This is a genomic window from Sphingomonas sp., from assembly GCF_965200105.1.
Lineage (GTDB): Bacteria > Pseudomonadota > Alphaproteobacteria > Sphingomonadales > Sphingomonadaceae > Solisphingomonas.
On the sequence record NZ_CBDATN010000003.1, the window covers coordinates 1 to 24264 of the forward strand.

30 protein-coding genes and 1 other RNA gene are annotated in these 24264 nt (G+C 69.7%); 14 read left to right on the forward strand and 17 right to left on the reverse strand.

Features of this window, described 5'->3' with window-relative positions:
* The 5 genes from infB to pnp all read left to right on the forward strand — a co-directional run.
* Positions 1-1495, forward strand: a 1495-nt coding sequence (gene infB / locus ACOFKX_RS12615; protein ID WP_419827434.1) for a translation initiation factor IF-2, incomplete at its 5' end; no start/stop codon positions are given.
* Positions 1496-1633: 138 nt separating this feature from the next.
* Positions 1634-2026: a 30S ribosome-binding factor RbfA gene (gene rbfA / locus ACOFKX_RS12620; RefSeq protein WP_419827435.1), complete on the forward strand. Its 393-nt coding sequence runs from the start codon at positions 1634-1636 to the stop codon at positions 2024-2026.
* Complete coding sequence (truB, locus tag ACOFKX_RS12625; RefSeq protein ID WP_419827436.1) at positions 2023-3033, forward strand: tRNA pseudouridine(55) synthase TruB; 1011 nt, start codon at positions 2023-2025, stop codon at positions 3031-3033. The genes rbfA and truB overlap by 4 nt, the downstream gene beginning before the upstream one ends.
* A 24-nt stretch (positions 3034-3057) precedes the next feature.
* Entirely contained in the window at positions 3058-3327 is a 270-nt protein-coding gene (gene rpsO / locus ACOFKX_RS12630; protein WP_419827437.1) for a 30S ribosomal protein S15, read from the forward strand.
* Between the two features lie 169 nt (positions 3328-3496).
* Positions 3497-5869, forward strand: a complete 2373-nt coding sequence (gene pnp, locus ACOFKX_RS12635) for a polyribonucleotide nucleotidyltransferase (protein WP_419827438.1) — start codon at positions 3497-3499, stop codon at positions 5867-5869.
* Between the two features lie 455 nt (positions 5870-6324).
* On the opposite strand, the gene ssrA is transcribed toward pnp, so the two are convergent.
* Both ssrA and mscL read right to left on the reverse strand, forming a co-directional pair.
* Positions 6325-6701: a transfer-messenger RNA gene (gene ssrA / locus ACOFKX_RS12640) on the reverse strand.
* Between the two features lies 1 nt (position 6702).
* Positions 6703-7143: a large conductance mechanosensitive channel protein MscL gene (gene mscL / locus ACOFKX_RS12645; protein WP_419827439.1), complete on the reverse strand. Its 441-nt coding sequence runs from the start codon at positions 7141-7143 to the stop codon at positions 6703-6705.
* A gap of 126 nt (positions 7144-7269) precedes the next feature.
* On the opposite strand from mscL, the gene ACOFKX_RS12650 reads away from it, so the two are divergent.
* From ACOFKX_RS12650 to ACOFKX_RS12665, 4 genes are read left to right on the forward strand one after another with little or no spacing between them, the layout of a single operon-like run.
* Entirely contained in the window at positions 7270-7857 is a 588-nt protein-coding gene (locus ACOFKX_RS12650) for a LemA family protein (RefSeq protein ID WP_419827440.1), read from the forward strand.
* 7 nt (positions 7858-7864) lie between these two features.
* Entirely contained in the window at positions 7865-8734 is an 870-nt protein-coding gene (locus ACOFKX_RS12655) for a TPM domain-containing protein (RefSeq protein WP_419827441.1), read from the forward strand.
* On the forward strand, positions 8734-9399 hold the full coding sequence (locus ACOFKX_RS12660) for a TPM domain-containing protein (RefSeq protein ID WP_419827442.1): 666 nt from the start codon (positions 8734-8736) through the stop codon (positions 9397-9399). Before ACOFKX_RS12655 ends, ACOFKX_RS12660 begins: the two co-directional genes overlap by 1 nt.
* Entirely contained in the window at positions 9396-9944 is a 549-nt protein-coding gene (locus tag ACOFKX_RS12665; protein WP_419827443.1) for an NUDIX hydrolase, read from the forward strand. Before ACOFKX_RS12660 ends, ACOFKX_RS12665 begins: the two co-directional genes overlap by 4 nt.
* On the opposite strand, the gene ACOFKX_RS12670 is transcribed toward ACOFKX_RS12665, so the two are convergent.
* The 4 genes from ACOFKX_RS12670 to ACOFKX_RS12685 are packed head-to-tail and all read right to left on the reverse strand — an operon-like array spanning position 9941 to position 14525.
* Positions 9941-10246 carry an ETC complex I subunit gene (locus tag ACOFKX_RS12670; RefSeq protein ID WP_419827444.1) on the reverse strand — a complete coding sequence of 102 codons (306 nt, stop codon included), beginning with the start codon at positions 10244-10246 and terminating at the stop codon, positions 9941-9943. The genes ACOFKX_RS12665 and ACOFKX_RS12670 overlap by 4 nt on opposite strands.
* Positions 10247-10302: 56 nt before the next feature.
* The gene (gene hrpB / locus ACOFKX_RS12675; protein WP_419827445.1) at positions 10303-12735 is read right to left on the reverse strand and encodes an ATP-dependent helicase HrpB; all 2433 of its coding nucleotides are present in this window, start codon (positions 12733-12735) and stop codon (positions 10303-10305) included.
* A gap of 31 nt (positions 12736-12766) precedes the next feature.
* Positions 12767-13453 carry a hypothetical protein gene (locus tag ACOFKX_RS12680; protein ID WP_419827446.1) on the reverse strand — a complete coding sequence of 229 codons (687 nt, stop codon included), beginning with the start codon at positions 13451-13453 and terminating at the stop codon, positions 12767-12769.
* Between the two features lie 55 nt (positions 13454-13508).
* On the reverse strand, positions 13509-14525 hold the full coding sequence (locus ACOFKX_RS12685) for a polyprenyl synthetase family protein (protein WP_419827447.1): 1017 nt from the start codon (positions 14523-14525) through the stop codon (positions 13509-13511).
* An 88-nt stretch (positions 14526-14613) separates the two neighbouring features.
* On the opposite strand from ACOFKX_RS12685, the gene ACOFKX_RS12690 reads away from it, so the two are divergent.
* Positions 14614-14895, forward strand: coding sequence for a chorismate mutase (locus ACOFKX_RS12690; protein WP_419827448.1), 282 nt, complete (start codon positions 14614-14616; stop codon positions 14893-14895).
* Positions 14896-14923: 28 nt separating this feature from the next.
* On the opposite strand, the gene ACOFKX_RS12695 is transcribed toward ACOFKX_RS12690, so the two are convergent.
* The 4 genes from ACOFKX_RS12695 to ACOFKX_RS12710 all read right to left on the reverse strand — a co-directional run bounded on the left by ACOFKX_RS12695 (position 14924) and on the right by ACOFKX_RS12710 (position 17181).
* Positions 14924-15268 (reverse strand): DUF2794 domain-containing protein, encoded by a 345-nt coding sequence (locus ACOFKX_RS12695; protein WP_419827449.1) that lies wholly within the window; start codon positions 15266-15268, stop codon positions 14924-14926.
* Complete coding sequence (epsC, locus tag ACOFKX_RS12700) at positions 15265-15966, reverse strand: serine O-acetyltransferase EpsC (protein ID WP_419827450.1); 702 nt, start codon at positions 15964-15966, stop codon at positions 15265-15267. The genes ACOFKX_RS12695 and epsC overlap by 4 nt, the downstream gene beginning before the upstream one ends.
* 79 nt (positions 15967-16045) lie before the next feature.
* Positions 16046-16564 (reverse strand): carboxymuconolactone decarboxylase family protein, encoded by a 519-nt coding sequence (locus ACOFKX_RS12705; RefSeq protein ID WP_419827451.1) that lies wholly within the window; start codon positions 16562-16564, stop codon positions 16046-16048.
* A 74-nt stretch (positions 16565-16638) separates the two neighbouring features.
* Positions 16639-17181 carry a peroxiredoxin gene (locus ACOFKX_RS12710; RefSeq protein ID WP_419827452.1) on the reverse strand — a complete coding sequence of 181 codons (543 nt, stop codon included), beginning with the start codon at positions 17179-17181 and terminating at the stop codon, positions 16639-16641.
* Between the two features lie 104 nt (positions 17182-17285).
* On the opposite strand from ACOFKX_RS12710, the gene ACOFKX_RS12715 reads away from it, so the two are divergent.
* Complete coding sequence (locus ACOFKX_RS12715; protein ID WP_419827453.1) at positions 17286-18185, forward strand: hydrogen peroxide-inducible genes activator; 900 nt, start codon at positions 17286-17288, stop codon at positions 18183-18185.
* Here ACOFKX_RS12715 and ACOFKX_RS12720 read toward each other — a convergent pair.
* The 3 genes from ACOFKX_RS12720 to pgsA are packed head-to-tail and all read right to left on the reverse strand — an operon-like array spanning position 18182 to position 19452.
* The gene (locus ACOFKX_RS12720) at positions 18182-18622 is read right to left on the reverse strand and encodes a molybdenum cofactor biosynthesis protein MoaE (protein WP_419827454.1); all 441 of its coding nucleotides are present in this window, start codon (positions 18620-18622) and stop codon (positions 18182-18184) included. The two genes, ACOFKX_RS12715 and ACOFKX_RS12720, sit on opposite strands and share 4 nt — an antisense overlap.
* On the reverse strand, positions 18619-18876 hold the full coding sequence (gene moaD, locus ACOFKX_RS12725) for a molybdopterin converting factor subunit 1 (protein ID WP_419827455.1): 258 nt from the start codon (positions 18874-18876) through the stop codon (positions 18619-18621). The genes ACOFKX_RS12720 and moaD overlap by 4 nt, the downstream gene beginning before the upstream one ends.
* A gap of 6 nt (positions 18877-18882) precedes the next feature.
* Entirely contained in the window at positions 18883-19452 is a 570-nt protein-coding gene (gene pgsA, locus ACOFKX_RS12730; RefSeq protein ID WP_419827456.1) for a CDP-diacylglycerol--glycerol-3-phosphate 3-phosphatidyltransferase, read from the reverse strand.
* Between the two features lie 132 nt (positions 19453-19584).
* Here pgsA and ACOFKX_RS12735 point away from each other — a divergent pair, with 132 nt between their 5' ends.
* A complete protein-coding gene (locus ACOFKX_RS12735; protein WP_419827457.1) occupies positions 19585-20865 on the forward strand; it encodes an MFS transporter in 1281 nt (426 codons plus the stop codon).
* Here the strand turns inward: ACOFKX_RS12735 and ACOFKX_RS12740 are convergent.
* Complete coding sequence (locus tag ACOFKX_RS12740; RefSeq protein WP_419827458.1) at positions 20852-21016, reverse strand: hypothetical protein; 165 nt, start codon at positions 21014-21016, stop codon at positions 20852-20854. The genes ACOFKX_RS12735 and ACOFKX_RS12740 overlap by 14 nt on opposite strands.
* Positions 21017-21135: 119 nt before the next feature.
* Here ACOFKX_RS12740 and ACOFKX_RS12745 point away from each other — a divergent pair, with 119 nt between their 5' ends.
* Entirely contained in the window at positions 21136-21339 is a 204-nt protein-coding gene (locus ACOFKX_RS12745) for a DUF2945 domain-containing protein (RefSeq protein ID WP_419827459.1), read from the forward strand.
* Between the two features lie 8 nt (positions 21340-21347).
* On the opposite strand, the gene ACOFKX_RS12750 is transcribed toward ACOFKX_RS12745, so the two are convergent.
* Together ACOFKX_RS12750 and ACOFKX_RS12755 are read right to left on the reverse strand one after the other, a co-directional pair.
* Complete coding sequence (locus tag ACOFKX_RS12750) at positions 21348-21779, reverse strand: DUF488 family protein (protein ID WP_419827460.1); 432 nt, start codon at positions 21777-21779, stop codon at positions 21348-21350.
* Positions 21776-22273, reverse strand: coding sequence for an HdeD family acid-resistance protein (locus ACOFKX_RS12755; protein WP_419827461.1), 498 nt, complete (start codon positions 22271-22273; stop codon positions 21776-21778). Before ACOFKX_RS12755 ends, ACOFKX_RS12750 begins: the two co-directional genes overlap by 4 nt.
* A 148-nt stretch (positions 22274-22421) precedes the next feature.
* On the opposite strand from ACOFKX_RS12755, the gene trmFO reads away from it, so the two are divergent.
* Positions 22422-23747 carry a methylenetetrahydrofolate--tRNA-(uracil(54)-C(5))-methyltransferase (FADH(2)-oxidizing) TrmFO gene (gene trmFO, locus ACOFKX_RS12760; RefSeq protein ID WP_419827462.1) on the forward strand — a complete coding sequence of 442 codons (1326 nt, stop codon included), beginning with the start codon at positions 22422-22424 and terminating at the stop codon, positions 23745-23747.
* Between the two features lie 8 nt (positions 23748-23755).
* On the opposite strand, the gene ACOFKX_RS12765 is transcribed toward trmFO, so the two are convergent.
* A complete protein-coding gene (locus ACOFKX_RS12765) occupies positions 23756-24250 on the reverse strand; it encodes an EF-hand domain-containing protein (protein ID WP_419827463.1) in 495 nt (164 codons plus the stop codon).
* Between the last annotated feature and the right edge of the window lie 14 nt (positions 24251-24264).

The window sequence follows — 24264 nt, forward strand, 5'->3', positions numbered from 1 at the left end:
GGTGGTGACGATCATGGGCCATGTCGATCACGGCAAGACGTCGCTGCTCGACGCGCTGCGCGGCACCGACGTCGCGGCCGGCGAGGCGGGCGGCATCACCCAGCATATAGGCGCCTATCAGATCACGGTGTCCACCGGTGATCGCGTCACCTTCCTCGACACGCCGGGCCACGAGGCGTTCAGCGACATGCGCGCGCGCGGCGCCGACGTGACCGACATCGTCGTGATCGTGGTGGCCGCCGACGATGGCATCCGCCCGCAGACGATCGAGGCGATCAACCACACGCGCGCGGCCGCCAAGCCGATGATCGTGGCGATCAACAAGGTCGACAAGCCCGGTGGCAATGCACAAAAGGTGCGCGAGGCGCTGCTCCAGTACGACGTCCAGGTCGAGAGCATGGGCGGCGACGTGCAGGAGGTCGAGGTCTCCGCGCTCGCCAAGACGGGCTTGGACGAGCTGATCGAGAAGATCCTGCTCCAGTCGGAGCTGCTCGAACTGCGCGCCAATCCCGACCGCGAGGCCGAGGGCTCGGTCATCGAGGCCAAGCTCGACAAGGGTCGTGGTCCGGTGGCGACGGTGCTGGTGCGGCGCGGCACGCTCAAGGTCGGCGACATCTTCGTCGTCGGCGCGGAGAGCGGCAAGGTACGCGCGCTGATCGACGACAAGGGCGCGCAGGTGAAGACGGCGGGCCCATCGCAGCCGGTGGAGATCCTCGGCCTGTCGGGCGTGCCCGGCGCGGGCGATCCGCTGTCGGTGGTGGAGAACGAGGCGCGCGCCCGTGAGGTCGCCGAGTATCGCGCCGGCGTGATCCAGCGCAAGCGCACCACCAACGCGCCGGCATCGCTCGAGTCCATGTTCTCGCAGTTCCGCGAAAAGCAGGCGCAGCAATATCCGGTGGTGGTGAAGGCGGATACGCAAGGCTCCGTCGAGGCGATCGTCGGGTCGCTCAACAAGATCTCGACCGATCTCATCCAGGTGCGCATCCTGCACTCTGGCGTCGGCGGCATCACCGAGAGCGACGTCACGCTGGCGGCGGCGTCCAAGGCGCCGATCATCGGCTTCAACGTGCGCGCCAACGCCAAGGCGCGCGAGATCGCGACCCGCGATCAGGTCGCGTTGAAATATTACGACGTGATCTACGATCTGCTCGACGAGATCCGCGCCGCGATGGCCGGACAGCTCGGGCCGGAGGCGATCGAGACGGTCGTCGGCCGCGCCGAGGTGCGCGAGGTGTTCTCGGCGGGCAAACACGGCCGCGCGGCCGGCCTTCTGGTGGTCGAGGGCTTCATCCGCAAGGCGCTGCGCGCCCGCATCACGCGCGAGGACGTCATCATCTACAACGGCACGATTGCCTCGCTGCGCCGCTTCAAGGACGACGTCCCCGAGGTCCGCGCCGGCCTGGAGTGCGGCGTGACTTTCGAGAGCCACACCGACATCAAGGCGGGCGATTTCCTGGAGACGTTCGAGGTGGAGATGCGCGAGCGGACGCTGTGAGATACTCCCTCTCCCGCACGCGGGGGAGGGTCGGGGATGAGGGCGTGAGCCGAGCTTCCCTCCGCCAAGTCCGGATCGCGCCCGCCGGCGCGGCCCCTCACCCCACCCCTCTCCCCGAGGGGAGAGGGAGCTTAGGTGATGCGCCACAACGATACCGCCGGCGATCGCTCGGTCCGCCTGCTCCGCGTCGGCGAGCAGGTACGGCATGTGTTGTCGGAAGTGCTGATGCGCGGCGACGTGCATGACGAGACGCTCAGCCAGCACAGCGTCTCGGTGACGGAGGTGCGCATGTCGCCCGATCTGCGCCACGCCACCGTGTTCGTGAAGCCGCTGCTCGGCGCCGACGAGCCTGCCGTGCTGAAGGCGCTGCGCACCAACACCGCCTACCTCCAGCGCGAGGTGGCGGCGCGGGTGAACATGAAGTTCGCCGCCAGGCTCAAATTTGTCGGTGACGAGAGCTTCGAGGAGGGCAGCCACATCGACGCGCTGCTCCGCCGCCCCGACGTGGCGCGCGACCTCGACGGCGAATGACGGCGCACAACAGGGCGCCCCGGCTTGGTCCTGCGCTCCACGGTTGGCTGGTGATCGACAAGCCGGTCGGGCCGGGATCCACCGACATCGTCTCGCGCGTCAAGCGCGCGCTGCGCGACGGCGGCTACGCCAAGGTGAAGGTGGGCCACGGCGGCACGCTCGATCCGCTGGCGTCGGGCGTGCTGCCGGTGGCGCTTGGTGAGGCGACCAAGCTGTGCGGCCGCGCGCTGGACAGCGACAAGGCCTATGCCTTCACCGTTCGGTTCGGAGAGGAGACCGACACGCTCGACGCCGAGGGCGCGGTGATCGCGACCAGCGACGTGCGGCCTGCGCTCGCGCAAGTGGAGGCGGTGCTGCCGAGCTTCACCGGCGCGACCGAGCAGGTGCCTCCCGCCTACTCCGCGCTGAAAGTGGAAGGCCGCCGCGCCTACGATCTCGCGCGCAGCGGCGAGGCGGTCACGCTGGCGAGCCGGCAAGTGACGGTACGCGATCTTCGATCCTCCCCTTCCAGGGGAGGGGAACCGCGCGAAGCGTGGTGGAGGGGTAGCGACGCTGCGCCGCACCCCTCCACCGCCTGCGGCGGTCCCCCTCCCCTTGCAGGGGAGGATGACGTCACGCTCGAAGCCGCCGTCTCGAAAGGCACATACATCCGCAGCCTTGCGCGCGACATCGCGCACGCGCTCGGCACCGTTGGCCACGTCACGATGCTCCGCCGCACGCGGGCCGGCCCTTTCGGGCTCGCCGAGGCGATTTCGCTCGACATTTTGGCCGAACTGGCTAAGGCCCGCGCACTTGAACAGGCACTCCTGCCGCTGAGTGCGGGGCTGGACGACATCCCGGCCTTCGCCCTCACCCCCGATCAGGCAGCGGCGCTCCGCCAAGGGCGCCGGGTGATCGGGACGCCAGCGCCACCGGGCCCGTACCTCGCGACCGACCGCTCTGTTCCGGTCGCCCTCGTCGATCACGACGGGACGGGGATGACGGTGGTGCGCGGCTTCAACCTGTAACCCGATGTCGAAGGACTGACACGAATGTCGATCACGGCGGAGCGCAAGAGCGCGGTCATCGAAGAGAATGCGCGTGGCTCGGGGGATACCGGCAGCCCCGAGATCCAGGTCGCGATCCTGACGGAGCGCATCAAGAACCTGACCGAGCACTTCAAGGGCCATGCCAAGGACAACCATTCGCGCCGCGGCCTGCTGATGATGGTCAACAAGCGGCGCACGCTGCTCGACTATCTCAAGAAGAAGGACGTGCAGCGCTACGCGGACCTGATCTCCAAGCTCGGGCTGCGCAAGTAAGGATTTCGGAACGGCCCGCTCACCCGGCGGGCCGTTTCGCATGGGGGGCCCGGCAATCCGGCCGCATCGCCTCCGGGAGCCGCGACAACAGGCTCCGAACCGACGCGGGCCGGATAGCCCGCAGATGAGGCCCCGCGACGCATAGGGCGCGCGGTCTGAAGGAAAACGAATGTTCGATACCCAGAAGGTCGAGATCCAGTGGGGCGGCAAGCCGCTGACGCTGGAGACCGGGCGCGTGGCGCGCCAGGCCGACGGCGCGGTTCTCGCGACGCTCGGCGAGACGGTGGTGCTGTGTGCCGTGACGGCCGCGCGCACCGTGAAGGAGGGGCAGGATTTCTTTCCCCTGACCGTCCATTATCAGGAGAAGTATTTCTCCTCCGGTCGCATTCCGGGCGGCTTCTTCAAGCGCGAGCGCGGCGCCACCGAGAAGGAGACGCTGGTCTCCCGCCTCATCGACCGGCCGATCCGCCCGCTGTTCCCGGAAGGCTTCTACAACGAGATCAACGTGATCTGCCACGTTCTCTCCTATGACGGCGAGAACGAGCCCGACATCCTGGCGATGGTGGCCGCGTCCGCCGCGCTCACCATCTCGGGCGTGCCCTTCATGGGCCCGATCGGCTGCGCACGCGTCGGCTACAAGGACGGCGAGTATCAGCTCAACCCGACCGACGCCGAGGTCGCGGGGGGCGAGCTCGACCTCGTCGTCGCCGCCACGCAGGACGCGGTCATGATGGTGGAATCGGAGGCCAAGGAGCTTTCCGAGGACGTGATGCTCGGCGCCGTCGTGTTCGCGCACGAGGCGAGCCGCACCGTGATCGACGCGATCATCCAACTCGCGGAGAAGGCCGCGAAGGAGCCTTGGGAACTGGCCCCCGTCGCCGACAAGTCGGAGTCGATGGCCAAGCTGCGCGCCGCGATCGGCGACGATCTCACTGCCGCCTACAAGCTCACCGACAAGCAGCAGCGCCAGAACGCGGTCAACGCCGCACGCACCAAGGCGCGCGAGGCGTTCGCGAGCCTGAAGGAGAGCGATCCGGCGCAGTATCTCGGCACCTTGAAGCTCGTGAAGAAGCTTGAGGCCGATATCGTACGCGGCGCGATCCTGAAGGACGGCCGCCGCATCGACGGCCGCGACACCAAGACGGTGCGCCCGATCGAGGCGCTCGCGCACTTCCTGCCGCGCGCCCACGGCTCGGCGCTGTTCACGCGCGGCGAGACGCAGACCATCGCTACCTGCACGCTCGGCACCAAGGAGTCCGAGCAGATGATCGATGGCCTGAACGGGCTGCGCTACGAGCACTTCATGCTGCACTACAACTTCCCGCCCTACTCGGTGGGCGAGGTCGGCCGCTTCGGCGCGCCGGGCCGCCGCGAGATCGGCCACGGCAAGCTCGCCTGGCGCGCGCTCCACGGCGTGCTGCCGACGAAGGAGGAGTTCCCCTACACGATCCGCCTCACCTCCGACATTACGGAGAGCAACGGCTCCTCGTCGATGGCGACGGTGTGCGGCGGGTCGCTCGCGCTGATGGACGCCGGCGTGCCGATCAAGCGGCCGGTCTCGGGCATCGCGATGGGCCTGATCCTGGAAGGCAAGGACTACGCGATCCTGTCCGACATCCTCGGCGACGAGGATCATCTCGGCGACATGGACTTCAAGGTGGCGGGCACGTCGGAGGGCATCACCAGCCTTCAGATGGACATCAAGATCGCCGGCATCACCGAGGAGATCATGCGCGACGCGCTCGCCCAGGCGAAGGGCGGCCGCGACCACATCCTCGGCGAGATGGCCAAGGCGCTCGACCAAACGCGCGGCGAGTTGTCCGCGCACGCGCCCCGGATCGAGAGCATCCAGGTGCCCAAGGACAAGATCCGCGACGTGATCGGCACCGGCGGCAAGGTGATCCGCGAGATCGTCGCCACCACCGGCGCCAAGGTGGACATCGACGACGACGGCACCGTCAAGATCTCGTCTTCCGATCCCGCGCAGATCGAGGCCGCAAAGGCCTGGATCATCGGCCTCACCGCCGAGGCCGAGGTAGGCAAGGTCTATGACGGCAAGGTCGTCAACCTCGTCGATTTCGGCGCGTTCGTGAACTTCATGGGTGGCAAGGACGGGCTCGTCCACGTCTCCGAGATCAGGAACGAGCGCGTCGAGAAGGTGGCGGACGCGCTTACCGAGGGCCAGGCCGTGAAGGTCAAGGTGCTGGAAATCGACCAGCGCGGTAAGGTCCGCCTGTCGATGCGCGTCGTCGATCAGGAGACCGGCGCCGAGTTGGAGGACACGCGTCCGCCGCGCGAGCCGCGTGAGCCGCGCTCCGATCGCGGCCCGCGTCGCGATGGCGGCGGTGGCGGCGATCGCGGCCCGCGTCGCGATGGTGATCGTGGTCCCCGCCGTGACGGCGGCGATCGTGGCCCGCGCGGCGAAGGCGGCGATCGCGGGCCCCGCCGCGATGGTGGGCCGCGTCGCGATCGCGGCGAAGGCGGCAACGAGGGCCCCGCGCCCGAGTTCGCGCCGGCCTTCCTCACCCGCGACGACGACTGATCCGGCCCACAGGCCTGACCGAGAAGGGCTCCCGGCGACGGGGGCCCTTCTTTGTTGGGAGCCCTTCTTCGTTGCGGCGTGAGCGGTGTCGGCGCACCTCCAAGGCCCCATGGCCAGTGGCGGCCCGGTGTCGCCAGGCTTGATCGGGAGGCCACCGCCCTCTCCGATCGACAGGGCCGACTGATGCGCCACGCGCCCTACCGGACCGGACCGCCGCTACCCATTCTCGCAACCACCCGGTTCGGGCTGAGCCTGTCGAAGCCCTGCCCTTCCTGGACGAAGGCAAGGCAGCCCTTCGACAGGGTCAGGGCGAACGGCTAGGAGGTCCGGCGCAGTGCCCGGTACGTCGCCGCAGCTCGTATCCTGGAATTGATCCGGCAGGCATCCCGCTGCGTCTGGCCGTGAGAAGCTGGACCCCTGATCCAGTCCTGGGTGACGGAGTAGCGCTATAGGAAGGTGGGGGGTTTCTGTTGCCCGGCACCCCCCGTGCCGCTGGATACCGCTTCTGTTGCCCGGTGCGGACCAACCGCGCTCTGGTTGAAGTAACTTATCCGTTAGGACTTGTTACGCGGCCAGGGCAAGCGCCTCGTTGTCGTTGGCACTTGTGGATTTGATCGGTTTAACGGCTCAATCAGGCCGGGCAAAAATATCGTCTTTGAATACACGTCGATCCTGGTTCGGCCCCGTCAGAAGCCCCGTTGCCGGCGCTTTTGGTGGAGCCGCCGGGTACTGCCCCCGGGTCCGCTGCATCTATTTCACGACACCGTTTATCACCATAGCCGCCGAAGCAAGCGAGAACGATATAGACCTGCCAGGCTCCGGCCGCAACCTCGTCACCGGCGTCGCAGCTCGTCCCTGATCTCGCGCAGCAGCACCACGTCCGCCGCATCGGGCGCGGCCGCGATCTCGACCGGCTTCTCGTGGAGGCGGACCAGCCTGTTCACGGCTCGCACGATCAGGAATACGATAAAGGCGACGATCAGGAAGTTGACCGCCTGGGTGATGAACTCGCCGTAGCCGAGCAGCGGCACGCCCGCCTTCTTGAGCGCGGCATAGTCGCTGGAGCCGGCGAGCGCGGACGGCACCTTGGCAGGCGCCAGCACGAGGAAGTAGCCTGAGAAATCAAGCCCGCCGAAGACGCGGCCGATCACCGGCATCAGCACGTCTTCGGTGAGCGAAGTGACGATCTTGTTGAACGCGGCGCCGATGATGACGGCGACCGCGAGATCGAGGACGTTGCCCCGCATGATGAACTTCTTGAACTCAGACAACATTCCTGGCCTCCCCTCGCCGCGTCCTTTGCTGAGCGTATCATCTGGTTTCGACCCCGCAAGCGCCGTTGCGACCAGCCCGACGCGAGTGTATTGCCTCCGCCAGACACCTGGGGAGCCACCAAAGCCATGATCCGCTCGCGCCTCGTCCTCACCGCGCCCTTCGCCACGCTCGCGCTCGCCGGCTGCGGGGTCAACGCGATCCCTACCGCGGAGGAGAACGCCAAGGCCAAGTGGGCGGACGTCGAGAACCAGTATCAGCGGCGCGCCGATCTGGTGCCGAACCTCGTCGCGACCGTGAAGGGCTACGCCACGCACGAGCAGTCGACGCTGGAAGGCGTCACCAACGCGCGCGCCAAGGCAACCTCGGTGACGCTCAACGCCGACGACCTCTCCGATCCCGCCAAGGTGAAGGCCTTCCAGGACGCGCAAAACCAGCTCTCCGGCGCGCTCGGGCGGCTGCTGGCGGTGCAGGAGGCCTATCCCGATCTCAAGGCCAACGAGCAGTTCGTGGCACTCCAGTCGCAGCTCGAAGGCACCGAGAACCGCATCGCGGTCGCGCGCTCGGATTACAACCAGGCGGTGCAGGACTATAATACGCGCATCCGCACCTTCCCCGACGCGATCGGCGCCAAGCTGATCTACGGCGCCAAGCCGATCACCCCGTTCAAGGCCACCGCCGCCAACGCCGAGGAAGCGCCCAAGGTGAGCTTCTGAGGCGGGCGTGACGCTCGCCCGCCCTGTCCGGGTCGCCGCCGATCCGCGCTTGCTGGCATGGCTAGTCGCGCTCGCGCTGCTGCTGATTGCCGGAGCGGCGCGCGCGCAGGAGTTTCCCAAGTTCACCGGGCTCGTCGTCGATGCGGCGAATGTGATCCCCGACGATCGCGAGGCGGCGCTGACCGCGAAGCTGCAAGGCCTCCAGCAGCGCACCGGGCGCCAGCTCGTCGTCGCCACCGTGCCGACGCTCGGCGGGCAGGACGTACAGCAATATGGCGTGGCGCTGCTGCGCGCCTGGGGAGTGGGGTTGAAGGGCGCCAACAACGGCACGATCCTGCTCGTCGCGCCCGCCGAGCGGAAGGTCGGCATCGAGACTGGCTACGGCGTGGAGGGTGTGCTGACCGACGCCTATTCCAGTATCATCATCCAGACGAAGATCCTGCCGGCCTTCAAGGCCGGCGACATGCCCGGCGGCATCGATGCCGGCGCCGACGCCATCGCCGACATCCTTTCGCAGCCCGACGACCAGGCGCGCGCCAAGGAGCAGGCGGCGATCGCCGCGTGGAACAAGGCGCACGCGCGATCGGGCGGCGACGGCGTGCCGTGGGGCCTTGTTTTCTGGCTGTTCGTGATCGGCTTCGTGGTACTGAGCGGCCTCAGACGGCGGGGCACGCGCTACGGCGGCGGGGGCGGCGGGCTCGGCCCGATCCTGATGTGGTCGGCACTCGATGCACTGTCTGACAGCCGGCGCGGCGGCTGGAGCGGCGGCGGCTTCGGCGGCGGCTTGTCCGACGGCGGCGGCGGCTGGATGGGCGGCGGCTTCACCGGCGGCGGCGGCGGATCGGGCGGCGGCGGCGGCGCCTCGGGGGGCTGGTGATGCTGAGCGATACCGAGCGGACACGCGTCGCGGCCGCCGTCGCCGCCGCCGAGGCGCGGAGCGACGGCGAGATCGTGACGGTGATCGCGCCCGAGTCCGATGGCTATGGCGACGTGGTCGCGCACTGGTCGATGCTGCTCGCCCTGTTGGGGCTGGCGCTGGCGGCGGCGTCGCCGGGGCCGTGGGTCGCGCTGCTCGCCGGTGTGCGTGGCGGTTGGAGCGTGCCGACGCTCGGCGAGCTGCTGTTCGTGCTGCTGTTGCTGGCGACGCTGCTGTTCGTGGCCGGGCGGCTGCTGTTCGGCGCGCCGGCGGTGCGGCGCGCGATGATCCCCGCCGGCACCGCCACGCGCCGGGTGCGCCGCCGTGCCATCCTCCTGTTCCGCCTGAGCGTGGAGAGCCGCACGCGCGCAAGGACGGGCGTGCTCGTCTACCTGTCGCTGGCCGAGCGGCGCGCCGAGATCGTTGCGGATGCGGCGATCAACGAACGGGTGGCGCCGGAGACGTGGGGCGCGGCGATGGCGCTGCTAGTCGCCGGCGTACGCGATGGCCGGCCGGCCGAGGGCATGATCGACGCGGTAGAGCGGATCGGCGCGGTGCTGGCCGAGCATTTCCCGCGTTCTCCGGACGACACCAACGAGCTTCCTGACAGACTGATCCTGCTATGACCGACCCCGCCCACGACCCCGATCGCGACGCCCCCGTCGAGACGCGCTGGGAGGGGCGCTTCATCAAGGTCCGCCAGCAAGGGCGCTGGGAATATGTGTCGCGCGCGCGGGGCATCCGCGCTGCCGTCATGCTCGCGATCCACGACGGCCACGTCCTGCTCGTCGAGCAGTATCGCGTGCCGATCGGGCGCGATTGCCTGGAGCTGCCCGCCGGCCTGATCGGCGACGAGCGGGAAGGCGAGAACGTGATCGACGCCGCACGCCGTGAGCTGGAGGAGGAGACCGGCTATCGCGCCGCCACGATCGAGGAGCTGGGCGAGTTCGCCTCCTCGCCCGGCATGGTCTCCGAGACGTTCACGCTGGTACGCTGCTCGGGCCTCAAGAAGACGGGCGACGGCGGCGGCATAGAGGGCGAGGGCATCACCGTCCATCGCGTGCCGCTCGGGCGCGTCTCCGCGTACGTGGCGGAACGGCGCGCGGCGGGCGCGATGATCGACGTCAAGCTGCTGCTGCTGCTCGGTGCCGGCTTCCTGGCAGAGGCCTAGTCGCCGGCGGGCGTGATCGGGCCGACGATGAAATTGTCGGCATAGGCTTGGATCTGCAGCTTGCGCTCATGCCCGGGGATCACCGTCGCCGGGATGCCGTGATGATCCGCGTAGCCGGTCGCCGCCTCCAACGAATCGAAGGTGATCCGCACCTGCTCGCGGGTATCGCCCGATCCCGCCCAGCCCGTCAGCGGATCGGCGCGCTTGGCCTCCGCGGGCTCGAATTCCAGCGTCCACTGGCCGACGCGCCGCTTACCCGACTGCATCGTGCTCTTGACCCGTTGATAGATGCGCGCCGCCATGATCCGACCCCAACGCTGGAACCCGCGCGAGCGATGCCGCAGCCGCTCGAGTGACGTCAAGGGCGCTGCGCGGCGCGCTTGGTGCGCAAGGTCGGGTCGGCGGCGGCGGGATTGTCGGGCCAGGGGTGACGCGGATAACGGCCGCGCATCTCGCGCGCGACATCGGCCCAGCTCCCCGCCCAGAAGCCCGGCAGGTCTCGCGTGGTCTGGATCGCGCGCCCCGCCGGCGAGGTGAGCGACAGGACGAGCGGCACGCGCCCGTCTGCCACCGTCGGGTGGGTGGCGAGCCCGAACAGTGCTTGCGGGCGCAGCTCAACGGTCGGGCCAGCGTCGGCCGCATAGTCGATCTCGTGCGTGCTCCCAGCCGGGCTGGCGAAGCGATCGGGCGCGAGCCGGTCGACGGCACGCCTGCCCTCCCAGCCGAGCGCTGTGTCGATCGCACCGCCGAGCGCCGCCGGGTCGATCGCGCTCAGCCGGCGCACGCCCGCGAGCAACGGCGGCAGCCACTCGTCAAGTCCGGCGAGCAGCGCCGCGTCGCCGAGATCGACGATCGACGCATCGAAACGCCGCGCGAAGGCGGCGCGCTCGCGCAACCGCGCCGTCGCTTCCGGCCAGTCGACCAGCGTCAGCCCGCCCGCGCGTACGCCATCCAGCAACGCTCCCGCGATCGCCGCCGGATCGGGCGCGTCGTCGGCCCCGCCCGAGAGGCGTAGCGCGCCAAGCCGCCGCTCGCGAATCGCAACGACGCCGCCGGTCTCGGGCACGAAGCGGACGTCGCGATGCTCGACGATGCGGGTCGCGAACAGCGCCTCGATCTCGATGCGGTCAATCGCGGCGGCGGAGAGGATGCGCGCACCCGCGGCCGATCCCGCCGTCTCCGCCACCGCCAGCCACTCCGCCCGGGCGAGCAGTACCGCGGGATCGAGGCGGAAGCCGCGACCGCCGGCGCTCACCCATGCCTCCCCCGTCGCATCGCGCCGACGCGCGACGCGGTCAGGGTAAGCGAGCGCCACGCAGGCCGCGACGCTGCCTTCGCCCGTTCGCGGCGGCACGAGCTTGGCCCAACGTCGGGCGAGGCCGCGCGCCGCCTCCGCCCGCCCACCCCGCTCGCGCCGCCAGCGGTCGAGCCGCTCGGCGAGGTCGGCCGATGGCCCGCCGAGCCCACGCTCGGAGAGCAGCACCGCCACCTCCGCCGCCAGCGCCGGATCGGGCGCCGCCGCCAGCATATGCCCGAGGCGCGGCGGCAGCGGTAGCCGCGCGATCGAGCGGCCGTGCGGCGTCGGCCGCCCGTCGGCATCGAGCGCGCCGAGCGATGCGAGCCGCGCCCGCGCCTCGGCCACGGCGGCGGCTGGCGGCGGATCGAGCCAGCGTAGCGCCGCCGGATCGGCGACGCCCCAGATCGCGCAGTCGAGCAGCAACGCAGAGAGGTCCGCCTCCATGATCTCGGGCGGATCATAGGCGGGCAGCCCAGCGGTGGCCGCCTGCTCCCACAGCCGATAGACGACGCCCGGCGCCTGTCTGCCGGCGCGGCCAGCGCGCTGATCGGCGGCGGCGCGGCTCACCCGCTCGGTGGCGAGCCGGGTCACGCCGGCGGCGCGATCGTAGCGCGGTCGGCGCGCGAGGCCCGAGTCGATCACCACCGTCACGCCATCGATCGTCAGGCTGGTCTCGGCGATGGCGGTCGCCAGCACCAGCTTGCGCGCACCCGGAGCGGCGGGCGCGATCGCGGCGCGCTGCTCGGAGGGATCGAGACTGCCGTGAAGGCAGTGGAGCGCGACGTCGGGTGGCAGCGCGTCGAGCCGCTCGGCGGTGCGCTCGATCTCTGCGACGCCGGGCAGGAAGACGAGCACGCCGCCCTCCCCCTCGGCCAACCCGCGGCGGATCGCGGCGGCCACGGCGTCCTCGATCCGCGCGCCCGGATCACGGCCGATGTGGCGCATCTCTATAGGATGGGCGCGGCCCGCGCTTTCGATCACCGGCGTGCCGTCGCCCATCAGCCGGGCGAAGCCGGCCCCGTCGAGCGTCGCCGACATCGCCAGCAGCCGCAGATCGGGACGGAGCGCGCCCTGCGCGTCCAGCGCCAGCGCCAGGCCGAAGTCGCTGTCGAGGCTGCGCTCGTGCACTTCATCGAACAGCACGGCAGACACGCCGGCGAGTTCGGGATCGGCCTGGATGCGTGCGACGAAGATGCCCTCCGTCATCACCGTCACCCGCGTCGCCGCCGAGCGCCGGCTATCCAGCCGCGTCGCATAGCCAAACGTGTCGCCGACCGCCTCGCCGGCCTGCCCCGCCATCCGCTCCGCCGCCGCGCGCGCGGCGAGACGGCGCGGGCTGAGCAGCAGCACCTCGCCCGCGCACCAAGGCTCGCGGAGCAGCGCCGGCGCCACTTCCGTCGTCTTGCCCGCGCCGGGCGGCGCCACCAGAACCGCTGTGGCGCGCTGGCGTAGCGCGGCGAGAAGATCGGGAAGGACGGCGTCGATCGGCAGCACCGCCCTGCCCTAGCCCCCCGCGTCGCGCCCGTCAGCGCCGGATGGTCAAGCCCAGCGTCATGGCGTGGCGCGATACGCCATCTGGGTAGCGCGATGCCATGAGGTCGAGGTCGATGCGACCCCTGTCCACCGTCCAGCGCAGGTGCGCCTGCTGGCCGATCGGGCCGCCACCGACCACGAACGTCTCGATCATCAACTCGGGACCCTTCGGCGGCTGATAGACCGCCTGAGTACCGGCGGTGATGCCGAGACCGTGGACACCGCGCACATATTGCGTGCCGATGTTGGCGTTCACGATCCAGCGCGGGCCGATCGGCAGCGTGAACGGCACCATCGCGGTCACGTAGGCGGGCTTGCCCCGCGAGGCGTCGATGGCGATCGAGCCCTCGATGCCGATGCCCAGCCCGCTCGCCGCAGGCCGCAGGTTGATCTTGGGCCCGAAGCCGATCGCCTTCGATGCTTGGCCACGCACCGGATCATAATGGGTGAGGAAGCCGTCGATCTCCAGCCACGGTGTTCGCTTGGGCGTGCAGGCAGGGGCGAGATTGTAGAGGCTGCCACCGGCGGGTAGGTCGGTCGCCCACGCTTCCAAGTGGCAGTGACCCGGCGTCTCGACTTCCGAGTCGTCGACGACGTCCGCGCCACCCGACGCACGCGCCCGCGCCGCCGCCGTGGCGAGCATCACCGCCGCCGCATATCTCCTCGCCCGTGCCCCCACCGCGTAGCCGTTAGCGCGTGCGTCGTGGCGCGACCATGACGAAGGTCTGTCGGCGTCAGTAGGCGCGGCTGGTCGCAAACTCCGCCGCCTCGATCAGAGCCGCCTTCGCGCGTCCGTCGGGGAAGCGGCCGAGCGCGTCGATCGCACGGCGGCCGTAATGGCGCGCGCGGGCGAGCGTGTCGTCGACGGCGCCGGTGCGCTCCAGCAGGCCCATCGCTTGCACAAGCGCCCCCTCGTCGTTGCGGACACCCGTGATCGCCTCGCGCCAGAACGCGCGGTCAGCCTCGTCTCCGCGCGCGTGCGCGAGGATGACGGGCAGCGTCACCTTGCCGTCGCGGAAATCGTCGCCGGCATCCTTGCCCATCGTCCCTCGGTCGGACGCATAGTCGATCGCGTCGTCGACGAGCTGGAAAGCGATGCCGAGATTGCGACCATAGGCGTCGAGCGCCTCCTCCTCCGCCTCGTCGCGCTCGGCGACGACGGCGGCGATGCGGCAGGCGGCGGCGAACAGGGCCGCCGTCTTGGCGTCGATGATCGCGAGATAGCGCTCCTCGCCGGTGTCGATGCGACGCTGCGCGGTGAGCTGCGCCACCTCGCCTTCGGCGATGATCGCCGAGGCGCGCGACAGGATCTTGAGTACGCGCAGGCCGCCATCCTCGACCATCAGCTCGAAGGCGCGGCTGAACAGGAAGTCGCCGACCAGCACGCTCGCGGAATTACCCCAGATGGTATTGGCGGTGCGCCGCCCGCGCCTGGTGGAGGAACTGTCGACGACGTCGTCGTGGAGCAGCGTCGCGGTGTGGATGAATTCCACGGTGGCGGCGAGCAGGTGGTGGCGGGTGCCCTGATAGCCGACGAGCCGCGCGCAGGCGAGCGTCAGCATCGGCCGCATCCGCTTGCCGCCGCCCGCGATCAGGTGCCCGGCGAGCTCCGGGATGAGCGGCACGTGGCTCTCCATCCGGGTAAGAATAACGCCGTTCACCTTGTTCATGTCGGCGGCGACGAGCGACAGCAGCGGATCGAGCGAGGGCGCGCGGCCGGGGCCGCGCAGGGGATGGACGGTCGCGATCATGCGCGGGTGCATTGGGGGCTGGCGCGGGCGATGGCAAGGCTTGCCAGCGTCCTCATGGATGGCGATGAGGCCCGTTCAGGGGGTACCGATGGCCGACGACGTTCTGGACGGATACCGCCGCAGCATCGACAATATCGACGCGGCGCTCGTCTACCTTCTGGCCGAGCGCTTCAAGGTCACGCAGGCGGTCGGCCGGCACAAGGCGGAGGCCGGACTCCCGCCCGCCGATCCCAGCCGCGAGATGCGCCAGATCGAGCGGCTGCGCGGGCTCGCCGCGGATGCACGGCTCGATCCGGACTTCTCGGAGAAGTTCCTGCGTTTCATCATCGAGGAAGTCATCCGCCATCACGAGCGGGTGCGCGACCGCTAGCGGCAAGGTCGGCCTCGAACCCGGCCGATCAGTCCTCGACCAGCTTGAGAAGCTTGCGCTCGACGGGCGCCAGCACTGGCCCAAGCTCGTGTCCGCGCTTCACCACCGCGCCATGCTCCGCGACGAGCGCCCACTGGCCCTGGCGAAGGCGGAGCGCGGGACGCTTCTCGATCCGGAACTCCGGCCGCTCGGCGGTGCGGCGGAAGGCTGCAAAGACGGCGGCGTCTCGGCCGAGATCGATGGCGTAGTCACGCCAGTGGCCGGCGGCGACCATACGGCCGTAAAGATCGAGGATGCGGGCCAGCTCGGCCCGATCGAAGCCGATTTGCGACGGCGCCGCGCCCCCGCGAGGAAACGGGACTACCGCGCTCACGCGCTCTCCCGATCCGCGTCGCGGGCGCGGCCGCGCTCGATGGGCTCGACGTCCCGTTCCCGGATGAGCTCGTCTATGCGCTTCCTCAACTGCTCAATCTCGCAACGCATGATCTCGAGATTCTGCGTCGCCGGATCGAACATCTGCCCGCACGTGCCGTAGGGCGTGAAGCGCTGCGTCTCCGCCGCGTCGACCAGCGTCGAGCGCGCGGGGATTCCGACCATCGTCGCGCCCGCCGCCACGTCGCGCGTGACCACGGCATTGGCGCCGATCCGCGCTCCCTCGCCGACCGTGATCGGGCCTAGTACCTGCGCGCCCGATCCGATCACCGCCCCGGAGAGGATCGTGGGGTGGCGCTTGCCCGCCACGCCGTTCACCGGGTTCGTGCCGCCCAAGGTCGCGTTCTGGTAGATGGTCACGTCGTCGCCGATCACGGCTGTCTCGCCGATGACGCTGAAGCCGTGATCTATGAAGAAGTTGCGCCCGATCGTCGCGCCCGGGTGGATATCGATCCCCGTCCGCGCGCGCGCATAGTGGTTGACCGCACGCGCGAGGAAGAACAGCCGCCTGCCGTAAAGGCGATACGCGATCCGGTGCCAGAACAGCGCCCAGACGCCAGGATAGGTCAGCACCTCCCAGCGCGTGCGCGGCGCAGGATCGCGCGCCGCGATCGAGTCGAGGTAGGCGATGAGCGACATGGCGGCTCCGTCCGGTTACATCACGAGGTAGGCACAAGCCCGACGCTTTGCCAGTGTCGCGCCGCGTGTGCGCCCACGGTCAGAGCGTCGCGTGGACCGTCGCCACCGCCTTGACGATCGCGCCGACACGCGCGCCGGCCTGCACCACGTCGGTGCCGACGCCATGCGATTTCAACACCTTCTCGTGACTGTCTATGCACATCCCGCAGCCGTTCATCGCCGAGACGGCAAGGCTGAACAGCTCGAAATCCGCCTTGTCGATGCCGGGATTGCCGATCACGTTCATGCGCAGCTTGGCCGGCATCGTGCCGTAGTCCGGGTTCGAGACCAGGTGCACGAAGCGATAGTAGACGTTGTTCATCGCCATCACCGCCGCCGCCGCGCGTGCCGCGTTGGCAGCCTCGGGCGACAGCTTGCCCTCGCATTCCGCCTCGGCGGCCTCGACCATCGGCTTGTATGCTGTGCCGTGCGCGCAGGCGAGAATCAGCCCGTACTTGCGCTGATCGCCTAGCGACTGATCGTTGAGCAGTGATCCCATGTTGAGCCGCAGATCCTTCGCATAATCCGGAAGAGCCTCGGCGAACGCCTTGAGCGACATGATCTTTCCTTTGCCGACGTAAAACCGGGGCGTGCGAGCGCGGCCCGCACGCCCCGGAAAACCTGCCGAAGGCGTTACGCCGCCGGCTTCAGCACCTCTTCACCCTGCGACCAGTTGCAGGGGCAGAGCTCGTCGGTCTGCAGGGCGTCGAGGACGCGGAGCGCCTCCTGCGGGTTGCGGCCCTGGTTAAGGCCGTTCACCGTGACGTGCTGGATGACGTTGTGCGGATCGACGATGAAGGTCGCGCGATAGGCGACGCCCGCATCCTCGGCGACGATCCCGAGCGCGGAGGCCAGCTTCTTCGAATTGTCCGCGATCCACGGGAAATCGCAGTTTGCCAGCCGCTCGTCGGACTTGCGCCATGCGAAGTGGACGAAATCGGTGTCGGTTGACGCGCCGATCAGCACCGCGTCGCGATCCTCAAAGTCGGACTTGAGCTCGCCGTAGCCGATGATCTCGGTCGGGCAGATGAAGGTGAAGTCCTTGGGCCAGTAGAACACGACCTTCCACTTCCCGCCGGTCTCGCCGGTGTCGATCGTCTCGTCAGCCGGAAGCGCGGAGGTGCCCTGCTGAACGGGGAGGGTAAGCGAAGGAAACTTGTCGCCGACGGTGAGCATTGGGGGCACTCCTAAAGGGGGGGGGTCCACACCCTCTTGCAGGAAGCTCGGTAAAAGCACAAATCGATTATTCCACCGCCAGTGATCGAGTAAGGCTCTTTTTGATGAGCATTTACCTGCCGACGCTGAAGCAGCTCCAGTATCTGGTGGCGCTTCACGAGCATGGGCATTTCGGGCAGGCGGCGGCGGCCTCGTTCGTGACGCAGTCGACCCTGTCGGCGGGCTTGCGCGAACTTGAGTCGCTGCTCGGCCTTCCGCTGGTCGAGCGGACTCGGCGAGTAGTACGCTTCACTCCCGTCGGCGACCGCATCGCCGGTCAGGCGCGGCGCGTGCTCGCCGAAGCCGAGAAGCTCGCCGATCTGGCGCGCGCGGCGGGCAAGCCGCTGTCGGGCGACCTTCGGATGGGGGTCATCCCGACGATCGCACCCTTCCTGCTACCGCGCCTGCTGCCCAAGCTGCGCGCCGACTGGCCCGATCTCAAGCTGTACCTGCGCGAGGAGGTGTCGTCGCAGGCGTGCGACTCGCTGGCGCGCGGGCGGCTCGATTGCGTCCTCCTCGCCCTGCCCTTCCGCTGCGGCGACGTCGAGACGGTCGACCTGTTCGAAGACCGGCTTCAAATCGCCATGCCCGCGCGCGAAGCGGGGGCCAAGAGCGTGTCGATCGCGCCCGACGAGATCGACGAGACGCGCCTCCTCCTGCTGGAGGACGGGCATTGCCTGAAGGACCACGCGCTCGCCGCTTGCAACCGGCCCGAGATGGCGAGCGAGGCGGCGATGCTCGGCACGTCGCTCCACACGCTCGTCCAGATGGTCGACAACGGGCTTGGCCTCACGCTCCTGCCCGAGATGGCGATCCAAGCCGGCATCCTGAACGGCACCGACGTGGTCGCGAGGCCGCTCGACGCCGAGCACCCCGCGCGCCGCATCGCGCTCGCGTGGCGCAAGGGCAGCCCGCGCGCCAAGGAGTTCGCACTGCTCGCCGACGCGCTGCGCGACGCCGCCTAGCGCCAGGCAGCGGCCGCCGCCTCGTCCTCGTGCCTGGCCTCCACCCAGCGGGCGGTGCCGTCCGCCCACTCCTCGCGCTTCCAGTAAGGCGCCTTTGTCTTCGCCCAGTCGATCAGGAAGGCGCAGCCGTCGAGCGCCGCGCTGCGGTGGCGCGCGGCGGTGCCGACGAGCACGATGCGCTCACCCACGGCGAGGCGTCCATGGCGGTGGATCAGCGTCGCGCCGAGCAGGTCGAAGCGCGCGACCGCCTGCTCCGCGATCGCCGACAGCGCGCGCGCCGCCATCGCCGCGTGCGTTTCCAGCGTCAGCGCGACGAGGTCGTCGTCGCCGCGCACCACGCCGGTGAAGCTCGCCACGCCGCCGCCGCCCAGCCCCTCCAACGCGGCGAACTCGTTCGAAACGTCGATCGGCGCGGCCGTCGAGACGGCGCGGATCACCCGCCCGTCACCGGCGGGAAGATCGCCAGCTCGCGCACGCCGGCGAGCGGATGATCGGCACCTACGAACGCCTCGTCCGCAGCGTAGCGCAGCCGCGAAAGGTCCCCCAGCGCCTGCCGCCAGCCGCCGCCGCGCGCCGCCAGCCAGCCGACCAGCGCCGCGACATCCTCGATGCCGTCGGGCACGTCCACCTCCTCGCGATCGAGGCCGACGCGCTCGCGCACCCAGGCGAAGTAGAGGAGTTCGATGCTCATGCCGCGTCAATCCATGTGCCGGAGGCCGATGCGCAGATAGTCCCACCCCGTCACCAGCGTGAGCGCCGCCGCGCCCCAGAGGCAGGCCAAGCCGACGATGTGTACCCAAGGCGCGTGCGGCGTCGCGCCCGCGAGGATCAGCGCGCCCAGCGCCACCATCTGGAACGCCGTCTTCCACTTGGCGAGCCGCGACACCGGCACCGATACCGAAACGCCGGCGAGGAACTCGCGCAGGCCGGAGACCGCAATCTCGCGCAGCAGGATGACGAGCGCCGCCATCACGTGCCACCCGGCCACCACGGGGTGCCCGCCCAGCGCCTGTTCGGTGGATATCAACATCACGATCACGGCGGCGACCATGATCTTGTCCGCGATCGGATCGAGGAACACGCCCAGCCTGGACACCGCACCCTGCGCGCGCGCGAGATAGCCGTCGAGATAGTCGGTCACGCCCGCCACGCAGTAGAGCAGGAAGGCGAGGATATAGCCGAGCCAGCCCGGATGCCACAGCAGCGCTACCAGGATCGGCACCGCGAAGATGCGCGACAGCGTGAGGATGTTGGGCAGCGACAGCATGGCCGCCCCCTGCCTAGCCCGGATCGGACGGCGTTTGAACCTCGCAAGGCGAGGCGATCCCGCCAGGCGATTGGCGGAGCGATCCCGTCGCGCTATGCGGGGCGTCGGGGCAGACAGGGTTCTCGGTTCCGAATGCAGGCTTCCTTCCATCTCCTGGCGCGGCGGCGCTTCCTGCCGCTGTTCGTCACGCAGTTTCTCGGCGCCTTCAACGACAACCTGTTCAAGACGGCGATGGTGATGCTCGTCACCTATCGCGTCTTCTCCGATCCGCACCGTGAAGCCGCCTTCAATGCGCTGGCCAACGGCTTGTTCATCCTGCCGTTCTTCCTGTTCTCCGCGCTTGCCGGCCAGCTCGCGGACTGTCGCGACAAGGCGATGGTGACGCGCTGGGTAAAGACGCTGGAGATCGTCATCATGCTCGTCGGCGCGGCCGGGCTGATGATCCAGTCGGTACCGGTGCTGCTGGCCGCGCTGTTCTCGATGGGGATGCACTCCACCTTCTTCGGACCCATCAAGTACGCGCTGCTACCCCAGCACCTGCGCGCCGACGAGGTGCTGGGCGGCACCGGCCTCGTCGAGGCGGGAACCTACACCGCCGTGCTGCTCGGCATCCTGGTGGGCGGAATCATTCCGCCATCCGCGGCGGCCGCCGGCGTCCTCGGTGTCGCACTGATGGGGCGAGTGGCGGCGACGCAGATCCCCGCGGCGCCGCCCGGCGAGCGCGGGAAGCCGCTCGATTTCCACGTCGTACGGGCTTCGATACGGCTGGTGTCGGAAACGCTGCACGTGCCTCGGCTGCTGCTCGCCGTCCTGGCGATCAGCGCCTTCTGGATGCAGGCGGCGGTGCTCTCCGCGCTGTTCGTGCCGCTCGTCAAGAATGTGCTCCAGGCCGACCAATCGGTGGCGACGCTGTTCCTGGCGATTTTCTCGATCGGCGTCGCGTGCGGATCGCTCGCGATCAACCGCCTTCTCGGCGGCACCGTCTCGGCGCGCTACGCGGCGGCGGCGTCGATCCTGATGGGGTTGTTCCTGGTCGACCTGCGCAACGTGTGCGGGCATTGGCAGGCGCTCGACGACGTCGCGGATATCGCCCGGTTCCTGCGGCGGCACGAGGCGGTGCACCTGCTCGTAGACCTGTTCGGCCTGTCGGTGTTCGGTGGCATGTTCGTGGTGCCGCTCTACGCCTTCCTGACCACCACGGTGGACAAGCTGCACACCGCACGCACGGTCGCGGCGAACAACATCGTCAACTCGGGCGCGATGGTGGCGGGATCGCTGCTGTTCGCGGGCGCGGTGCGGCTGGGCGTGCCGGTCGCGGACACGCTGTTCCTGGTGGCGGCGGGCAGCGTGGCGGCAGCCGCCATCGCGTGGCGGCTGCACCGCGCCTGCGACGGTGCGCTCAGCTCAACATGACGAGGAAGACGATCAGCCCCGCCAAGTAGCAGATCAGGAAGAAGCGCAGGTCGGCGGCGAGCGTCGCCCAGCGCGGCGTGCCCTCCTGCGGCTCGACGACGGCGTCGGCGACAAGCACGGGTGGTGCGATGGCGGCTGCTTCGATCATCATGGTAGATTAAACGTCAGGAAGGACGATCGGCGCCTGTCACTTGGCGACCCATGTCCCGGCGCGGGACGGAACCGCGAAGACGCCCGCGCGCTCACTCGCCGGTGACGGGAGAGACGATAATGGCGGACGTGAAGAAGGGCGACAAGGTGACGTGGAAGAGCCACGGCGGCACCGCCCACGGCACGGTCGAGAAGAAGGTGACATCGGACGTCACCATCAAGGGCAATAAGTTCAAGGCATCCGAGGACGACCCGAAGGTAGTCGTGAAGACGGACAGCGGCGCCAAGGCCGCGCACAATCCTTCGACGCTGAAGAAGGGCTGAGCCGGCGCTCAGGCGAAGAGATGCTCGACCTCCGCGTCGGGCAGTGCCTCGTCGATCAGCACCTTTCGGTGGCAATGCGCCGGCTCGCGCTCGAAGCAGAGCAGCGCCGAGGGCATGTCCGCCGCTAGGTCACGCAACCGCGCCGCTGCCGCGAGCGCGTCCGGATGGGCGAGCGTCGCGCGGTAGATCGTCGCCATCTCCTCGTACCGCCCACGCCGCGCCGCCTCGCGCCCGGCGGGTGGCGTGCCGAGCGCGCGCAAGTGTATGTAGTCAATCCCGTGCTCCGCCAACGCCAGCCGGAGCGGCGTCTTAGAAAAGCCGGGGCGGCGCGACAGCGGCAGCTGGCGGACGTCGACCAGCCGGCGCACGCTCGCCCGCTCCAGCGCCGCGACGAGATCGGCCTGCGTCGCGCCCTCATAGCCGATCGTGAACAGCCTCACGCGAGCCGGCGGAGCTGCATCGCGGTCGCGATGGCCACCACGCCCGCGATCATCAGGCTCAGCCCCACGAACAGCCCGATCACCTCGATCGCGGGGAACGGCCAGGAGGCGAGCAGTGCCGCCGCGAGCAGCAGGTTGACCAGACCTGCCACGATGAGGAGCGTGCGGATACGCCCCTGCCCCGCCCGCGTGGCGCCGACAAGCTCGGCCAGCCCACGCACCGCCAGCCACAGCGCGAAGCCGAGCGTCAGCGCCGCCGTCGCGCTGGCGGGCTCCAGTAGCGCCACCAGCCCGATCGCCAGCGACGCGGCCCCGTAGACGAGGTCAAGCGAGCGGCGGTGCGCGGTGTGCGCGCGCAGCCCCATGACGATCCCGGCGACGCCCAAGATCGTCAGGATCCATCCAAGCGCGATCGTGACGACGAGCGAGGTGCCGATCGGCGCCGCCAGTGCGACGATGCCGGCCACCACCATCGCCACGCCGCTGGCGAGCACCCAGCCCCACGCCGATGGCGGCGCCGCGACGCTGGCGACGGTAGGCGTGTCGACGGTATCGGCCGTGGTCGCTCTCCCCTGTCGCCGGCCGAACGAGCCCTCTGCACGGCCGGTTCCGCCCGGTGTCGCGCTGCGCTAGGGGGTGGCGATGCACGATATCCACGTCATCGGCGGCGGCCTCGCCGGATCGGAGGCCGCATGGCAGCTCGCCGAAGCGGGCCTGCGCGTCCGGCTGTCGGAGATGCGGGGCGTGGAGGCGACGCCCGCGCACCATGGCGATCAGCTCGCCGAGCTCGTCTGCTCGAACAGCTTCCGCTCGGGCGACGCGGAGCGCAACGCCGTCGGACTCCTCCATGCCGAGATGCGCGCGCTGGGCTCGCTGATCCTGGCGCAGGCGGATCGTCACCGCGTACCCGCCGGATCGGCGCTGGCGGTCGATCGCGACGGCTTCGCGGAGGGCGTCACCGCCGCGATCGCGGCGCACCCGCTGATCGAGCTCGTCCGCGAGCGCATCGACGCGCTTCCCGACGGCCCCGCGATCGTCGCGACCGGGCCGCTTACCGCCAGCGGCCTCGCCGGCGCGATAGCCGCCGAGACGGGTCGCGACGCACTCGCCTTCTTCGACGCAATCGCACCGATCGTGCACCGCGACACGATCGATATGGACGTGTGCTGGTTCCAGTCGCGCTGGAACAAGGGCGAAGGCCACGACTACATCAACTGCCCGATGGACCGCGACCAATATGGTGCGTTCGTCGACGCGCTGCTTGCCGGCGACAAGACCGAGTTTCGCGAGTGGGAGCGCGACACGCCCTATTTCGACGGCTGCATGCCGATCGAGGTGATGGCGGAGCGCGGGCGCGAGACGCTGCGCCACGGGCCGATGAAGCCCGTCGGCCTCGACGATCCGCGCACCGGGCGCTGGCCGCACGCCGTGGTCCAGCTTCGCCAGGATAATGCGCTGGGCACGCTGTGGAACATCGTCGGCTTCCAGACGAAGCTGCGCCATGCCGAGCAGGTGCGTATCTTCCGCACCATCCCCGGGCTGGAGAAGGCGGAGTTCGCGCGACTGGGCGGGCTGCACCGCAACACCTTCATCCGCTCGCCCCTACTGCTCGACGGCGAGCTCAGGCTGCGTTCGCGGCCGGCGATCCGCTTCGCAGGCCAGATCACCGGCTGCGAGGGCTATGTCGAGTCGGCGGCGATCGGCCTCCTCGCCGGGCGCTTCGCGGCGGCGGAGCGCCACGGCCGCGCGCTCGCGCCGCCCCCGGCCGAGACCGCGCTGGGCGCGCTGCTCGGCCACATTACCGGCGGCGCGCAGGCCGAGCACTATCAGCCGATGAACGTCAATTTCGGCCTGTTCCCGCCGCTCGACGGCCGCGCGCGCAAGGCCGATCGCAAGACACTGATGACAGCGCGCGCCACGCAGGCGCTGGCGGAGTGGCGAGCGGGCGCGGAGGCGGTGCCCGCCTAGCCCCTCGATCAACCCTCGTCGGCGTCGTCCCGCGCGGGCGACGTGGCCTGCGCGGGCGGGCAGCGCGGCTTGGCCTTGCGGACGACGCGCGTCGTCGCGAACTCGGCGGCGTCGAGCGCGCCGGACTTGTCGGCATCGGCGCCGGCGAACTTGGCTCCCGCCTTCGCGGCATATTCGTCGAACTGCAGCACGCCGTCATGGTTGAGATCCAGCCGCGCGAACGCCTTGCGGCGAGCGGCGAGATACTCTTCGCGAGAAACCTTGCCGTCGCGGTCATGGTCGTAGCGGTGGAAGCGCTTCTCCTCGCGCGTCGCCTCGGTTGCCTGCGGGGCGTCCGCCGCGGTCGGCGCTTCCGGTCCGGCGGCCGCCACCTGCGCCAACGGCTGCGGGAGCGCGGGGGCGGTGCCGTCGCGAGCAAGCGCGCGCCACAGGAAGAAACCGGCCGCCACCAGCAGCAGCGCCGACGCGACGCCCGCGAGATATCGTGTCAGGCCGCTCCCCATCGGACGCCAGGGTA